General features: G+C 51.9%; 14 protein-coding genes and 1 pseudogene. 12 read left to right on the top strand and 3 right to left on the bottom strand.

Annotated elements, in window-relative coordinates; genetic code table 11:
- Positions 1-61: 61 nt before the first annotated feature.
- The 4 genes from osmF to OGX84_RS10770 are packed head-to-tail and all read left to right on the top strand — an operon-like array spanning position 62 to position 3816.
- Positions 62-979, top strand: a complete 918-nt coding sequence (gene osmF / locus OGX84_RS10785) for a glycine betaine ABC transporter substrate-binding protein OsmF (protein ID WP_130029049.1) — start codon at positions 62-64, stop codon at positions 977-979.
- A 24-nt stretch (positions 980-1003) separates the two neighbouring features.
- Positions 1004-2161, top strand: a complete 1158-nt coding sequence (locus OGX84_RS10780) for an ABC transporter permease (protein WP_110494898.1) — start codon at positions 1004-1006, stop codon at positions 2159-2161.
- On the top strand, positions 2154-3101 hold the full coding sequence (locus OGX84_RS10775; protein ID WP_115182321.1) for an ABC transporter ATP-binding protein: 948 nt from the start codon (positions 2154-2156) through the stop codon (positions 3099-3101). The genes OGX84_RS10780 and OGX84_RS10775 overlap by 8 nt, the downstream gene beginning before the upstream one ends.
- Positions 3085-3816: an ABC transporter permease gene (locus OGX84_RS10770; RefSeq protein WP_049011719.1), complete on the top strand. Its 732-nt coding sequence runs from the start codon at positions 3085-3087 to the stop codon at positions 3814-3816. The genes OGX84_RS10775 and OGX84_RS10770 overlap by 17 nt, the downstream gene beginning before the upstream one ends.
- Here the strand turns inward: OGX84_RS10770 and OGX84_RS10765 are convergent.
- Together OGX84_RS10765 and mlrA are read right to left on the bottom strand one after the other, a co-directional pair.
- Positions 3797-3904, bottom strand: coding sequence for a protein YohO (locus OGX84_RS10765; RefSeq protein WP_047462533.1), 108 nt, complete (start codon positions 3902-3904; stop codon positions 3797-3799). The two genes, OGX84_RS10770 and OGX84_RS10765, sit on opposite strands and share 20 nt — an antisense overlap.
- Positions 3905-4013: 109 nt before the next feature.
- Positions 4014-4745, bottom strand: a complete 732-nt coding sequence (gene mlrA / locus OGX84_RS10760; RefSeq protein ID WP_012131645.1) for an HTH-type transcriptional regulator MlrA — start codon at positions 4743-4745, stop codon at positions 4014-4016.
- A 222-nt stretch (positions 4746-4967) separates the two neighbouring features.
- Between mlrA and OGX84_RS10755 the strand changes: the two genes are divergently transcribed.
- Genes OGX84_RS10755 through OGX84_RS10745 form a run of 3 tightly spaced genes read left to right on the top strand, consistent with a single transcriptional unit; the run spans position 4968 to position 7886 of the window.
- Positions 4968-6653, top strand: coding sequence for a sensor histidine kinase (locus OGX84_RS10755; protein WP_012131646.1), 1686 nt, complete (start codon positions 4968-4970; stop codon positions 6651-6653).
- Positions 6650-7369, top strand: coding sequence for a two-component system response regulator BtsR (btsR, locus tag OGX84_RS10750; RefSeq protein WP_012131647.1), 720 nt, complete (start codon positions 6650-6652; stop codon positions 7367-7369). Before OGX84_RS10755 ends, btsR begins: the two co-directional genes overlap by 4 nt.
- Positions 7370-7415: 46 nt before the next feature.
- Positions 7416-7886, top strand: a complete 471-nt coding sequence (locus OGX84_RS10745) for a YehS family protein (RefSeq protein ID WP_049011721.1) — start codon at positions 7416-7418, stop codon at positions 7884-7886.
- 141 nt (positions 7887-8027) lie between these two features.
- Here OGX84_RS10745 and metG read toward each other — a convergent pair whose 3' ends face one another.
- Positions 8028-10061, bottom strand: a complete 2034-nt coding sequence (gene metG, locus OGX84_RS10740; protein ID WP_012131649.1) for a methionine--tRNA ligase — start codon at positions 10059-10061, stop codon at positions 8028-8030.
- A gap of 165 nt (positions 10062-10226) precedes the next feature.
- Between metG and apbC the strand changes: the two genes are divergently transcribed.
- The 5 genes and pseudogenes from apbC (at position 10227) to OGX84_RS10715 (ending at position 15950) form a co-directional block, all read left to right on the top strand.
- Positions 10227-11336, top strand: a complete 1110-nt coding sequence (gene apbC, locus OGX84_RS10735; protein ID WP_012131650.1) for an iron-sulfur cluster carrier protein ApbC — start codon at positions 10227-10229, stop codon at positions 11334-11336.
- Positions 11337-11610: 274 nt separating this feature from the next.
- Positions 11611-11892, top strand: coding sequence for a YehE family protein (locus OGX84_RS10730; RefSeq protein ID WP_112001919.1), 282 nt, complete (start codon positions 11611-11613; stop codon positions 11890-11892).
- 278 nt (positions 11893-12170) lie between these two features.
- Entirely contained in the window at positions 12171-12704 is a 534-nt protein-coding gene (yehD, locus tag OGX84_RS10725; RefSeq protein ID WP_112001920.1) for a fimbrial protein YehD, read from the top strand.
- A 64-nt stretch (positions 12705-12768) separates the two neighbouring features.
- Positions 12769-13449, top strand: coding sequence for a fimbrial assembly chaperone (locus OGX84_RS10720; protein WP_110494039.1), 681 nt, complete (start codon positions 12769-12771; stop codon positions 13447-13449).
- 14 nt (positions 13450-13463) lie between these two features.
- A pseudogene (locus OGX84_RS10715) lies at positions 13464-15950 on the top strand (fimbrial biogenesis outer membrane usher protein).
- The last annotated feature ends 8 nt before the right edge of the window (positions 15951-15958 follow it).

Here is a 15958-nt window from a genome sequence, read left to right as displayed (position 1 = left end):
TTTCAACTATGCTTTTTCCTCAAGTCTCTGAAAAGGGATGTAAAAGAATGAGGAAAGCAGCATGACAATTTCAAAAACAGGGGCGGGGGCGCTGCTGCTGTTAGCGGCGGTTAGCCTGCCGTTGCAGGCCGCATCACCCGTAACGGTCGGATCAAAAATCGATACGGAAGGCGCCTTGCTTGGCAACCTGATTTTACAGGTGCTGGAAAGCCACGGCGTTAAAACGGTGAATAAAGTGCAACTGGGTACAACCCCGGTAGTACGCGGCGCGATTACCTCCGGCGAGCTGGATATTTACCCGGAATATACCGGAAACGGCGCATTCTTCTTTAAAGACGAAAACGATCCGGCATGGAAAAACACACAGGCGGGGTTTGAAAAAGTCAAAAAACTGGATGCTGAGCAGAACAAGCTGGTCTGGTTAACGCCAGCGCCTGCAAACAATACCTGGACGATTGCGGTACGCCAGGATGTTGCGGAAAAGAATAAACTGGTTTCGCTTGCGGATCTCGGACGCTATCTGAAAGAGGGCGGAACGTTCAAGCTGGCCGCCTCTGCCGAGTTTATTGAACGCGCCGATGCGCTGCCTGCCTTTGAAAAAGCCTACGATTTTAAACTGAATCAGAACCAGTTGCTGTCGCTGGCTGGCGGCGATACGGCGGTGACCATTAAAGCGGCCGCTCAGCAAACGTCCGGCGTAAACGCGGCAATGGCCTATGGCACCGATGGCCCGGTCGCGGCGCTGGGGCTGCAAACACTGAGCGATCCGCAAGGCGTCCAGCCTATCTATGCGCCTGCTCCGGTGGTTCGTGAGTCGGTGCTAAAAGAATATCCGCAGATGGCGGAATGGTTGCAGCCGGTCTTTGCCAGCCTGGATGAAAAAACGTTGCAACAGTTGAATGCCAGTATCGCCGTTGAAGGGCTGGATGCGAAAAAAGTCGCGGCAGATTACCTGAAGCAAAAAGGCTGGGTGAAGTAACACATTTTGTATCAGGTCAGTAAGGTGTCAAAAGTCAGTCTTAACCGTGTGTTGCTGCTGTTGGTGATCCTGACGGGGGTTGCCGCCGCGCTGCCTTTCGTCAATTACGCCCCCAATCGCCTGGTGTCAGGGGCGGGGCGTCAGATCTGGGATATCTGGCCGGGTTCGGTTTCTCTGCTGGCGGGCGCCGGGTGTGCATTGCTGGTGTTGTGCTTTGTCCCTGGAAAAAAGGGCAGCGTGCTGACGCTTGTGCTGGCGCAGGCGCTGGTGATCGCTATGCTCTGGAGCGTGGGGAAAGCGGCAACGCATCTGGCGCAGGCCGGCAGCCCGCTGGCGCGCACCAGCCTGGGGAGCGGCCTGTGGCTGGGTCTTGGGCTTACCCTGCTGGCCTGTAGCGATGCCATTCGCCGTATCACCACCCAACCGCTCTGGCGCTGGCTTCTGCATGCGCAAATTGCGCTCTTACCGCTGGCGCTGCTGCTCACCGGCGCATTCAACGATCTCTCTTTACTCAAAGAGTACGCGAACCGGCAGGATATTTTTGATAATGCGCTGGTTCAGCACCTGACGCTGCTGGCGGGAACCGTGTTGCCCGCGTTGCTGATTGGCGTACCGCTGGGCATCTGGTGCTCGTTTGCAACGGCGCGGCAGGGGCCGGTCTTTGCCGTTCTGAATGTTATCCAGACCATCCCTTCCGTTGCGCTGTTTGGCCTGCTGATTGCCCCGCTTGCCGGGCTGGTGAAGGCGTGGCCCTGGCTGGGAACGCTTGGCGTGGCGGGAACCGGGTTAACGCCCGCCCTGATTGCGCTGGTGCTCTATGCGTTACTGCCGTTGGTGCGCGGCGTGGTTGCCGGGCTTAACCAGGTGCCGCGAGACGTGCTGGAAAGCGCGCGGGCGATGGGGATGAGCGCTTCTCAACGCTTTATCCATGTACAACTGCCGCTGGCGTTGCCGGTTTTTTTACGCAGCCTGCGCGTGGTCATGGTGCAAACGGTGGGGATGGCGGTCATCGCCGCCCTGATTGGGGCGGGAGGGTTTGGCGCCCTGGTCTTTCAGGGACTGCTCAGCAGCGCCGTTGATCTGGTTCTGCTGGGGGTGATCCCGGTCATTGCGCTGGCCGTGCTGATCGACGCGCTGTTTGATTTATGGATCGCACTCCTGAAGGTAACGAATGATGATTGAATTTAGCCATGTCAGCAAAACCTTCGGTGCGCAGAAGGCCGTCAACGACCTCAATCTGCATTTTCGCGAAGGCAGCTTTTCAGTGTTGATTGGCACATCGGGGTCGGGAAAATCCACCACGCTGAAGATGATTAACCGCCTGGTGGAGCATGACAGCGGGGTGATCCGTTTTGCCGGGGAAGAGATCCGCAGCTTGCCGGTGCTGGAACTGCGTCGTCGCATGGGGTACGCCATCCAGTCGATCGGCCTTTTCCCGCACTGGACGGTGGCGCAAAACATTGCCACCGTACCGCAACTGCAAAAGTGGTCGCGCTCGCGTATTGATGACCGCACGGAAGAACTGATGACGCTGCTGGGGCTGGACGTGAATTTGCGTCACCGTTATCCGCACCAGCTCTCTGGCGGGCAACAGCAGCGCGTTGGGGTGGCTCGCGCGCTGGCTGCCGATCCGCAGGTATTGCTGATGGATGAGCCGTTTGGCGCGCTGGACCCGGTAACGCGCGGGGCGCTTCAGCAGGAGATGACCCGTATTCACCGGCTGCTTGGCCGCACCATCGTGCTGGTGACGCACGATATCGACGAGGCGCTGCGCCTGGCGGAGCATCTGGTGCTGATGGATGGCGGCGAAGTGGTACAGCAGGGCACGCCGCTGGAAATGCTGACCGCGCCGGCGAATGATTTTGTGCAGGCGTTTTTTGGGCGCAGCGAACTGGGCGTGCGGCTGCTGTCGCTGCGCAGCGTGGGGGATTATGTGCGTCGTCATGAGCAAGTGGGCGGTGACGCGCTGGCGGAAGAGATGACGCTGCGCGATGCGCTGTCTGTCTTTGTGGCGCGAGGGTGCGACGTATTGCCGGTGGTGGATCAGCAGGGCACTCCCTGCGGGACGCTCCATTTTCGCGATCTGCTTTCGGAGGCGCTGCCCGGTGAAACGACTGTCTGATCCGCTGCTCTGGCTTATTGTCGCTTTTCTGGCGCTGCTTGCGGGGCTGCCGTACAGCCAGGCGGTGTTTGGCGCGCTGTTTCCGCAGCTGCCACGACCGGTTTACCAGCAAGAAAGCTTTATGGCGCTGGCGCTGGCCCATTTCTGGCTGGTGGGCGTATCAAGCCTGATTGCTGTGGCGGTTGGCGTCGGGGCGGGGATTGCGGTCACTCGCTCATGGGGGGCAGAGTTTCGCCCGCTGGTGGAAACCATCGCCGCCGTCGGGCAGACCTTTCCGCCGGTCGCGGTGCTGGCGATAGCCGTTCCGGTGATGGGGTTTGGTCAGGAGCCAGCCATTATCGCGCTGATCCTCTACGGGGTTTTGCCAATATTGCAGGCCACGCTCGCAGGGCTGGGGGCGATTCCCGCCAGCGTCATGAGCGTGGCGCGCGGGATGGGGATGAGCCGGGGACAGCAGCTGTGGAAAGTCGAACTGCCGCTGGCCGCGCCGGTGATTCTGGCGGGGATTCGCACCTCGGTAATCATCAATATTGGGACTGCGACGATCGCCTCGACGGTGGGCGCCAGCACGCTCGGCACGCCGATTATCATCGGGCTGAGCGGCTTTAACACCGCCTATGTGATTCAGGGGGCTTTACTGGTCGCGCTGGCGGCGATCATTGTCGATCGCCTGTTCGAGCGTCTGGTACTGCGCCTTAACCGGCACGTAAAATAAACGTATAGCCAGCGAGCATCACGCCGCCGATACCGCCGATAGCCATCAGCAGGAAGAGGGTAATCACACCAATTTTAGCTGCGCGCATTGTGCACTCCTTATGTTAACAAAAGGATTGTACCGTAAAGCACGTTTGTTAATGAATCATTAAATGCGCAGAATGTCTGATCACGCATTGGTGCTGCCATCCGGTAAGGCTACAGGCCCAGCGGGTAAATATCGTGCCCCTGTGCGCGCCAGGCGTTGAGTTGCTGCTGCTGCGCGGGCGTCTGCGTCTCGCCGCACCAGATAAGCAGCGTCCTGCCGTCAAACAGCTCCGGGCGAAGCTGGTTCAGTGAGTGAGCCAGCACATCGACGCGCCATCCTTGCTGGCTGGCGACCCAGCCTTCCAGCCACAGCCGGGTGGTATCGTGAATATTCCAGCCGACCACCAGCGCGTCTTTCCCCTGTTTTTTGCGCGCGGAGGCAAGACAAATCGCAATGTAATTGATCAAGATGCCGTCAAGGATGCCGAGCAACGCCTGGAGAGTGGGTTGCTGGCACTGTAAGCGTCGTCGCAGAGGAGTAAACAGGTGCGTGGTGAGCGTCTGGGCGGGGTAATCCTGCCCACGTTCTTTAATCCATAGCCTGAGGCTATGCAGATTGTTGCTTTGCAAATAGTGCAGCAGCGTCTCCTGCTGTTCGCGCCAGCCGTTTTGCACATCGATGTTATCGTTGCTGAGCAGCACCTTGACCTTACTGACCTGCACGCCGTTATCAATCCAGCGTTTAATCTCCCGAATCCTGTCGATATCGGCGTCATTAAACAGGCGGTGCCCCCCGTCTGTTCGCTGGGGCTTTAATAATCCGTAACGCCTCTGCCACGCGCGTAACGTGACAGGGTTGATATCACAAAGCAAAGCCACTTCACCTATTGTGTAAAGCGCCATCGTTTCACCCTTGCTCGCGAGGTCCCAGTTTTACTTTAGACGCTCTTTTACGAACCAGGTAGTTTTGTCTGTTTTTTAATCAGTGTGCGGGTGAGATTGTGGCCTGACGTGCGCTTTTGAGTGATCGTTCTCACGAATTCATGTTTTTTTGCAACAGTTCAAAGAAAGATAAGCGCAGCCAATGTATGTTACGCGTTTTTAAGAGATGTGTGGTTTGCGGGTATGTACGAGTTTAATCTGGTGTTGCTGCTGCTTCAGCAGATGTGCGTGTTTCTGGTCATTGCGTGGTTAATGAGTAAAACACGTTTATTCATCCCGTTAATGCAGGTTACCGTTCGCCTGCCGCATAAATTTCTCTGTTATATCGTCTTCTCTATTTTCTGCATTATGGGCACCTGGTTTGGGTTGCACATCGAAGATTCCATTGCCAATACCCGTGCGATTGGCGCCGTGATGGGCGGCTTGCTGGGCGGGCCTGTGGTCGGCGGCCTGGTCGGACTCACCGGCGGTTTACACCGTTATTCGATGGGCGGGATGACGGCGCTGAGCTGCATGATCTCCACCATTGTCGAAGGGTTGTTAGGCGGCCTGGTGCATAGCGTGCTGATCCGTCGCGGGCGCACCGATAAAGTCTTCAGCCCGTTAACGGCCGGGGCGATTACCTTCGTCGCTGAACTGGTGCAAATGCTGATCATTTTGTTGATCGCCCGACCTTTTGAAGATGCGTTGCATCTGGTAAGCAGTATTGCCGCGCCCATGATGGTGACTAACACCGTCGGGGCGGCGCTGTTTATGCGCATTTTGCTCGACAAACGTGCGATGTTTGAAAAATACACCTCGGCGTTTTCCGCCACCGCGCTGAAAGTGGCGGCCTCCACGGAGGGTATCCTTCGTCAGGGCTTTAACGAAGTGAACAGCATGAAGGTGGCCCAGGTGTTGTATCAGGAACTGGACATCGGCGCAGTGGCGATCACCGATCGCGATAAACTGCTGGCGTTTACCGGCATTGGCGACGATCACCACCTGCCGGGGAAACCTATTTCATCAAGCTACACGCTGAAAGCGATTGAGACCGGCGAAGTGGTGTATGCCGATGGTAACGAAGTGCCTTACCGCTGCTCGTTGCATCCGCAGTGCAAATTAGGCTCAACGCTGGTGATTCCGCTGCGCGGCGAAAACCAACGCGTGATGGGCACCATCAAACTGTATGAAGCCAAAAACCGGCTCTTTAGCTCCATCAACAGAACGCTGGGCGAGGGGATTGCGCAACTGCTGTCGGCGCAGATTCTGGCCGGGCAGTATGAACGCCAGAAAGCGCTGCTCACACAGTCGGAAATTAAACTTTTGCATGCGCAGGTGAATCCTCATTTTCTGTTTAACGCGCTTAACACCATTAAAGCGGTGGTACGCCGCGACAGCGAACAGGCCAGCCAACTGGTGCAGTATCTCTCGACCTTCTTTCGCAAGAACTTAAAGCGCCCCTCGGAGATTGTGACCCTTGCCGATGAAATTGAGCATGTGAATGCCTATTTGCAAATTGAGAAGGCGCGCTTCCAGGCGCGGTTGCAGGTGAATTTAAACGTGCCGGAGGAACTTTCGCACCAGCAACTGCCCGCGTTCACTCTGCAACCGATTGTGGAAAACGCCATTAAGCACGGCACGTCGCAACTGCTCGGCACCGGTGAAGTCTCCATTACGGCCAGACAGGACGGGCAGCACCTGATGCTGGACATTGAGGATAACGCCGGATTGTACCAGCCCACGACCAATGCCAGCGGCCTGGGGATGAACCTGGTGGATAAACGGCTGCGCGAACGCTTTGGCGATGATTACGGCATCAACGTGGCCTGCGAACCCGATCTCTTTACCCGGATAACCTTACGACTTCCCCTGGAGGAAAACGCATGATTAAAGTGCTGATTGTGGATGATGAGCCGTTAGCGCGGGAAAATCTGCGGATTCTGTTACAGGAACAAAGTGATATTGAGATTGTGGGTGAGTGCTCGAATGCGGTAGAGGCGATTGGCGCGGTGCATAAGCTGCACCCGGACGTGCTGTTTCTCGACATCCAGATGCCGCGCATCAGCGGGCTGGAAATGGTCGGGATGCTCGATCCAGAACATCGACCGTACATTGTTTTTCTGACCGCTTTTGACGAATACGCCATTAAAGCGTTTGAAGAGCACGCTTTTGACTATCTGCTTAAGCCCATTGAAGAGAAGCGGCTGGAGAAAACGTTGGCGCGTCTGCGACAGGAACGAAACATGCAGGACGTTTCGGTGCTGCCGGAAAATCAACAAGCGTTGAAATTCATTCCCTGCACCGGACACAGCCGTATTTATCTGTTGCAAATGGATGACGTGGCGTTTGTTAGCAGCCGGATGAGCGGCGTGTACGTAACCAGCAGCGAGGGGAAGGAAGGGTTTACCGAATTGACGCTGCGAACGCTGGAGAGCCGCACACCGTTATTGCGCTGCCATCGTCAGTATCTGGTGAATATGGCGCAGTTGCAGGAAATTCGTCTGGAGGATAATGGTCAGGCCGAGCTGATTTTGCGCAACGGTTTAACGGTTCCTGTCAGCCGTCGCTACCTGAAAAGTTTAAAAGAGGCGATTGGGCTGTAAAAGACTGCTAAAATGATTTTTTGCCTCATTAACACCCGAAGGCCCCATGCTGAGTAACGATATTCTGCGTAGCGTGCGCTACATCCTGAAAGCAAACAATAACGATCTGGTGCGCATTCTGGCGCTGGGTAATGCCGAAGCCACTGCGGAACAGATTACTGTCTGGTTGCGTAAAGAAGAGGAAGAGGGCTTTCAACGTTGCCCGGATATCATCCTCTCTGCTTTCCTGAATGGGCTGATTTACGAAAAGCGTGGTAAAGATGAGTCCGCGCCAGCGCTGGAGCCGGAGCGCCGCGTTAACAATAATATTGTGCTGAAAAAGCTGCGTATCGCGTTCTCGCTGAAAACCGACGATATCCTTGCGATTCTGACGGAGCAAAAATTCCGCGTCTCGATGCCGGAAATCACGGCGATGATGCGCGCCCCGGAGCATAAAAACTTCCGTGAGTGCGGCGATCAGTTCTTGCGCTATTTCCTGCGCGGGCTGGCGGCGCGTCAGCACGAGAAGAAAGCGTAATAAGATAAGTGGTAAGCCGGATAAGGTGTTTGCACCGTCATCCGGCATTTGCGCCTGATGGTGCTTCGCTTACCAGACCTACGGCGTGATTCGCTGGCGTACTGGAATAAAAAAGCCGGAGAATGTCTCCGGCTTTTTTGTTTATTTCACCTGTTGGCCAGGCTTCGCACCGTCATCCGGGCTTAACAGGAAGATATCTTTTCCGCCAGGACCGGCGGCCATCACCATCCCTTCAGAGATGCCGAAGCGCATTTTACGCGGAGCCAGGTTGGCGACCATCACCGTATGGCGACCAATCAGCGCCTGCGGGTCAGGGTACGCGGAACGGATGCCGGAGAAGACGTTGCGCTTTTCGCCGCCCAGATCCAGCGTCAGACGCAGCAGTTTGTCAGAACCCTCAACGAACTCAGCGTTTTCAATCAGCGCCACGCGCAGATCGACCTTAGCGAAATCGTCAAAGGTAATGGTTTCCTGAATCGGGTCGTCTGCCAGCGGGCCGGTAACTGGCGCCGCCGCCGCTTTCACCTCTTCTTTCGAGGCTTCAACCAGCGCATCGACCTGTTTCATGTCGATGCGGTTATACAGCGCTTTGAAGGCGTTAACCTTGTGGCCCAGCAGCGGTTGCGCGATTGCATCCCAGCTCAGCTCGGTGTTCAGGAACGCTTCCACACGTTCGCTCAGCGTTGGCAGAACCGGCTTCAGGTACGTCATCAGCACGCGGAACAGGTTGATGCCCATCGAGCAGATCGCCTGCAGGTCGGCATCGCGGCCTTCCTGTTTCGCGACAACCCACGGCGCCTGTTCATCAACATAGCGGTTAGCCATGTCCGCCAGCGCCATAATTTCACGGATCGCTTTACCGAATTCGCGGCTTTCCCACGCTTCGCCGATGACCGCTGCTGCGTCGGTGAAGGTTTTGTACAGCGCGGGATCGGCCAGTTCAGCAGCCAGTACGCCATCGAAACGCTTGTTGATAAAGCCCGCGTTACGGGAAGCCAGGTTGACGACCTTGTTGACGATATCCGCGTTGACGCGCTGCACGAAGTCTTCCAGATTCAGGTCGATGTCATCGATGCGGGAAGAGAGCTTCGCCGTGTAGTAATAGCGCAGGCTGTCGGCGTCAAAATGGTTCAGCCAGGTGCTGGCCTTAATAAAGGTGCCGCGCGATTTAGACATCTTCGCGCCGTTCACCGTTACATAGCCGTGAACGAACAGGTTGGTCGGTTTGCGGAAACCGCTGCCTTCCAGCATGGCCGGCCAGAACAGGCTGTGGAAGTAAACGATATCCTTACCGATGAAATGGTACAGCTCGGCGTCAGAATCTTTCTTCCAGTAGTCGTCAAAGCTGGTCAGATCGCCGCGCTTGTTGCACAGATTCTTGAATGAACCCATGTAGCCGATCGGCGCATCCAGCCAGACGTAGAAAAATTTGCCCGGCGCATTCGGGATTTCAAAACCGAAGTATGGCGCGTCACGGGAGATATCCCACTGTTGCAGGCCGGATTCAAACCACTCCTGCATTTTGTTCGCCACCTGCTCCTGCAACGCGCCGCTGCGGGTCCACGCCTGCAACATTTCGCTGAAAGAGGGCAGGTCAAAGAAGAAGTGCTCAGAGTCACGCATCACCGGCGTAGCGCCGGAAACCACGGATTTCGGCTCGATAAGCTCGGTCGGGCTATAGGTCGCGCCGCACACTTCGCAGTTATCGCCGTACTGGTCTGGAGACTTACATTTCGGGCAGGTGCCTTTTACAAAACGATCCGGCAGGAACATGCCTTTTTCTGGATCGTAGAGCTGAGAGATGGTGCGGTTCTTAATGAAACCGTTCTCTTTCAGGCGGGTGTAAATCAGCTCGGACAGCTCGCGGTTCTCTTCGCTGTGCGTTGAGTGGTAGTTGTCATAGCTGATGTTAAAGCCTGCGAAATCAGTCTGATGCTCCTGACTCATTTCACCAATCATCTGCTCTGGCGTAATACCCAACTGCTGTGCTTTCAGCATGATAGGGGTGCCGTGTGCGTCGTCCGCGCAGATGAAGTTGACCTGGTGGCCGCGCATTCGCTGGTAACGGACCCAGACATCAGCCTGGATGTGCTCCAGCATATGGCCGAGGTGGATGGAGCCGTTGGCGTACGGCAGCGCGCACGTTACCAGAATTTTCTTCGCGACTTGAGTCATAGTAGGTATTACTTCTTCTCTAGTAAAAGGGGGTTCTGATGTTACCTGAAAGGGAATAACTACGCCAAGTGATAAGGGCATTAATCCATAAATGAATAATTATTACCGCAGGAGTAAACTAGAAAGTTACAATTGTACTTTTCATAACGATAAAAAGGAGTCGGGATGAACGCACAATCCCAGGCTAAATCACCAGAGACCCTGCGCGCGATGGTCGCCGGGACGCTGGCGAATTTTCAGCACCCAACCCTGAAGCATAACCTGACGACGTTGAAAGCGTTGCACCATGTCGCCTGGCTGGATGACACGCTGCACGTTGAGCTGGTCATGCCGTTTGTCTGGCACAGCGCGTTTGAGGTGTTAAAAGAGCAATGCAGCGCCGATTTACTGCGGATTACGGGCGCGAAAGCCATTGACTGGAAGCTGTCGCATAACATCGCGACGCTGAAGCGCGTTAAAAATCAGCCTGGCATTAACGGCGTGAAGAACATTATCGCCGTCAGTTCCGGTAAAGGCGGCGTGGGAAAATCGTCTACCGCTGTTAACCTGGCGTTAGCGCTGGCGGCGGAAGGGGCGAAAGTCGGTATTCTGGATGCCGATATCTACGGCCCGTCTATCCCGACTATGCTGGGGGCTGAGAATCAGCGTCCAACTTCGCCGGATGGCACCCATATGGCGCCGATTATGTCTCACGGTCTGGCGACCAACTCCATCGGCTATCTGGTGACGGATGACAATGCGATGGTATGGCGCGGCCCGATGGCCAGCAAAGCGCTGATGCAGATGTTGCAGGAAACGTTGTGGCCGGATCTGGATTACCTGGTACTGGATATGCCGCCGGGAACCGGTGACATTCAATTGACGCTGGCGCAGAACATTCCGGTTACAGGCGCGGTTGTCGTTACCACGCCGCAGGACATCGCGCTTATTGACGCCAAAAAAGGCATTGTGATGTTCGAGAAGGTCGAAGTACCGGTGCTCGGGATTGTTGAAAACATGAGTATGCATATCTGTAGCAACTGCGGTCACCATGAGCCAATTTTTGGCACCGGCGGCGCACAGAAACTGGCCGAGCAGTACCGTACGCAACTGCTGGGGCAGATGCCGTTGCATATCAGCCTGCGTGAAGATCTCGATCGCGGAACGCCGACGGTAATCAGCCGTCCCGACAGTGAGTTTACCGCGATATACCGCGAGCTGGCAGGGCGCGTTGCGGCGCAACTGTACTGGCAGGGTGAGGTTATTCCCGGAGAAATAGCTTTCCGCGCGGTTTAATTTCGCCTGAACCGTCAGGATGACTGCTATTCACCGCATCAGAAATATATTGATGCGGTGAATATATTAATGAAATAATCATCACACTATTATTTATTTTCCCTTCATTATTTGGGCGCTTTTCTTAAAAAATCGCCAAATACATCATTTGAATTGATCATAGCTATCTTATTAATTTATTATCTCGATTGGTCTTACAATGAACCAGCGAGCATAATTTCCCGTGAAGATAAACTGTGCTGTGCTCTCTTTTACGACAGGATTAACGCTAAACATGAAGAATCCTTTGCTGATGGGAATTATAGTTCTGGCTTATGGAATGAGTTCTCCTGTTTTTGCCTCTGATACCGCGACGCTCACGATTAGCGGAAGCGTCACGACCCCCACCTGTCACGCTGATGTTGTGGATACTCAGTTGCAACAGCGTTGCGGTAATAACACCTATCTGACAAACGCAGGAGAAACGGCCTCAATGCCGGTCAGAGGCGTTGTAACGGAAGTTATCACCCTGCCTGGAGGCTCTGCTCGCCAGATAGTCCTAAACCGCTACGACTAAAATAACGTGAATACGAGAAAGCCCACATCATTCACATGAATGACGTGGGCTTTTATATTTATATTTTGAATGTATTTAATGATAAATCACGATTATTAATAAATTCTAAAAATGATAATTAGTACAACTTATTTGTTGTAATTATATTGCATTCTGTAAATTGTTTTAAATCAACAAAACAACACGTTTACATTGCGATAACGTTTTGTGTGTGCGAATTTAGTTTCAAGAGTTAATCCCTCTTAACAAATAGAAATTCATTTATTAAGGAAGATACTATGAAACGTTCAATTATTGCTGCCTCCGTATTGTCTGCTATTTTTATGAGTGCCGGGGTTTTTGCGGCGGATGCAGATTATGGCGAACTGATTATTACGGGTAAAGTTGTTGGCACAACATGTAAATTTGTTGGTGATGCAACTGCAAAGATTGATATGAACCAGGTGGGGGTGGACCGTTTAAATATACTGAATGCTGGCGGCGTTTATGATGGATATTCTAACTCCACTATCACGCCGTTGAAAGTTGAGTGTACGGGTGATAATGCACCTCGTATTACCTTCTCCCGTTCACAGTTTGATAGTTCACATACCTCTGTTACACGGAATACTGCATCAAACAATGGCGCTGGTTTCTCTGTCTATTATGACGGGAATAAGGTTAATGCAGATAATGGTATTTCCCTGGATAAAAGTGATGATGGGAAATATGAGCTTAGCTTCTCAGCGCGTTATGCTAATCTGGCTGGACAAAATAATGTAACTGCGGGTGAGGTGAGCTCCTCTTTGACGCTGACGGTAGTAACTGATTAACACACCCTTTTAGTCGGCGGCGTTTTGTCGCCGCCGATTTCTCTGATAATAAGGTGAGTTAACCATGAGAAAGATAATGGTATTATTATTGGCTGGTGCTGTAATGCCTGCGTGGGCAGGTATTTATATTTACGGCACACGGATTATTTATCCAGCCCAGAAAAAAGAAATTACTGTACAGTTAATGAATGAAGGTACGCGTAGCGCGTTGGTGCAGTCATGGATTGATGACGGCGATACCAGTTTGCCACCTGAAAAAATTCAGGTGCCATTTGTTCTGTCACCGCCAGTCGCCCGAGTGATTGCGGGTTCTGGCCAACAACTGAAGATTAAATTACTTGAGAATAGATTGCCGGGTGATCGTGAAAGTCTGTTCTTTCTCAATGTGTTGGATATCCCGCCAAATTCAGCAGAAACGGAAGGGAAAAATGTAATCAAATTTGCGATGCAAAACCGTGTGAAGTTTATCTACCGTCCACAAGGAATTTCTTCTGTAGATAAAAATAGCTTTTCTCGTCTGCGGATTAGTAAATCATACAACGGCATAAACATCAAAAATAATTCAGCAAACTGGATTACCATCCCTGAAATTGTTGGAAAAACCAAAATTAATAAAGAAACTTATGTGCTTGCACCCTGGTCAGATAAATTAGTAAGCACTTCTGTTGGCGTTAATCATTATACTGTCACACTTATTGATGATCATGGTAATTATTTGAGTGAGAAAGTAAAAACGGATAGATAGCCCAAGGATTGGTTATGTTAAAGATAAACTCCATTACGTTAGCGATCCTTTCTGTGCTGGTGATATCCCCGGTATGGGGAGAAACCGAAACATTTGACACACACTTTATGTTTGGCGGATTAAAAGGTGAAAAGGTTTCCCGTTATCAGATCGACGGAGATAAACCGATGCCGGGTCTTTATGATATGGATGTTTATCTTAACAATCAGTGGCGTGGCCGTTACGAATTAAATATCCAGGATGATCCTGATGATACTTGCTTGTCTATAGCTCAGTTGCATCAGATTGGTATTAAGTCCGATGGTCTTCAAGTGGATAAGAAAGTTGATTGTGTATCGCTACGAGCCGCAGTTCAGGGGGGGGATATTAGCTATGATATCAGTCAGTTTGCTCTAAATTTGACGGTGCCTCATGCCTACGTGAATGAATACGAGCCGGGTTATATGTTACCTGAAACCTGGGATCGGGGCATTAATGCTCTATACATGTCTTATTATGCCAGTCAGTATTACAGTAATTATAAAAGTGGTGGTAATGATGAAAGCAGCTACGTAAGTCTGAACAGTGGGCTAAATCTGTTTGGCTGGCAGTTACATTCGAATGCAAACTTCACGAAAAGTAATGATGACAGCGGAGAATGGAAAAATAATACATTGTATATGGAACGTGGCATCCCTGAAATATTAGGAACGCTACGTGCCGGAGATATGTATACCGGAACCGATCTGTTTGACTCTGTACGTTTCACCGGGATACGTATCTGGCGTGATATGCAAATGCTGCCCAATTCGAAACAAAACTTTACACCCATTGTTCGTGGTATTGCACAAAGTCATGCTTTAGTAACCATTGAACAGAATGGCTTTATTGTCTATCAAAAAGAGGTTCCGCCTGGCCCATTTGCGATTGCCGATCTACAGCTTGCTGGAGGTGGTGCCGATTTGGATGTCAGTGTAAAAGAAGCTGATGGTTCAGTTTCCCATTATCTTGTGCCTTATTCATCTGTACCTAATATGCTACAGTCTGGCGTATCAAAATACGATATTGCGGCAGGGCGTAGCCATATAGAAGGCGCGACAAAGCAGACGGATTTTTTGCAAGCCAATTATCAGTATGGATTAAATAATCTACTGACATTATATGGTGGCACTATGCTGTCTGACCATTACCAGGCCTTTACATTAGGCACAGGGTGGAATACACATATTGGTGCTGTTTCTGTGGATGCCACTCAGTCTCATAGTAAACAGGATAATGGTGATGTTTTTAATGGTCAAAGTTATCAGATAGCGTGGAATAAATATGTTTCACAAACAGGTACGCAGTTCGCGTTAGCAGCCTATCGTTATTCTTCACGTGATTACCGTTCATTTAATGATCATGTCTGGGCGAATAATAAAAACAGCTATCATCGGGATAACAATGATGTGTATGACATCACTGATTATTACCAAAATGATTTTGGTCGTAAGAATAGTTTTTCTGTCAATATAAACCAGGGGTTACCAGAGGGATGGGGGAACCTGGCACTGAGCGGATTATGGCGTGATTATTGGGGACGCAATGGCAGCGGAAAGGATTATCAGTTGAGTTATTCTAATGACTGGCGGCGTATTAGTTATACCTTGTCTGCGAGTCAGAGTTATGATGAGGATAATCGGGAGGATAAGCGTCTTAATATTTATATTTCCATCCCATTCTCCTGGGGCGATGGCGTCACGGCAACGAAACGCGATATCTTTGTTTCAAACTCAACGACGTTTGATAACGAAGGCTATCAGTCGAATAATACCAGCCTAAGCGGCATTGCGGGTGGTCGAGATCAATTTAGCTATGGCGCGAATCTTGCGCATCAGCGGCAAAATAATGAAACAAGCGCAGGTGGAAACCTGACGTGGCGAGCGCCGGTTGCGACGGTAGGCGCCAGCTATAGCCAGTCTAATAAATACCGGTAGGCTGGTGGGAATATCCAGGGGGGAATTGTCGCCTGGTCTGATGGCATACATTTAACCAACCGCCTCTCAGATACACTTGCCATTATTAAAGCGCCTGGGTTAGAAGGGGCAGCAGTGCAAGGTCACCGTTATCTGACCACGGACAAGAATGGGTATGCCATATATGACAGTCTGACGCCATATCGTGAAAACTTTTTAACGTTGGATCTTTCCCATACCTACAGTGATGTCGAACTACGCGGTAATCGTAAGGGGATTGTGCCTTATCGTGGTGCGGTTGTGTTAGCTGAGTTTGAAACCGACAGGCGCAAGCCCTGGTATTTTCTGGCGCGACGTCCAGATGGTTCTCCATTAACCTTCGGTTATGAAGTAGAAGATCATTCCGGGAAAAATGTTGGCTTAGTTGGGCAAGGAAGTCGCCTCTTTATCCGTACAGATAATGTTCCTGCCTCTTTGAAAGTCGCGACAAACAAACAGCAAGGATTGTTTTGCATTATTACTTTTGATGGCGTAATTGATGAGAATAAGACCTATATTTGCCGATGAAAAGGACT

Source organism: Citrobacter sp. CK202, from assembly GCF_030333225.1.
Taxonomy (GTDB): Bacteria; Pseudomonadota; Gammaproteobacteria; order Enterobacterales; family Enterobacteriaceae; genus Citrobacter_B; species Citrobacter_B koseri.
This window is presented reverse-complemented; position numbering and strand designations above follow the sequence as displayed.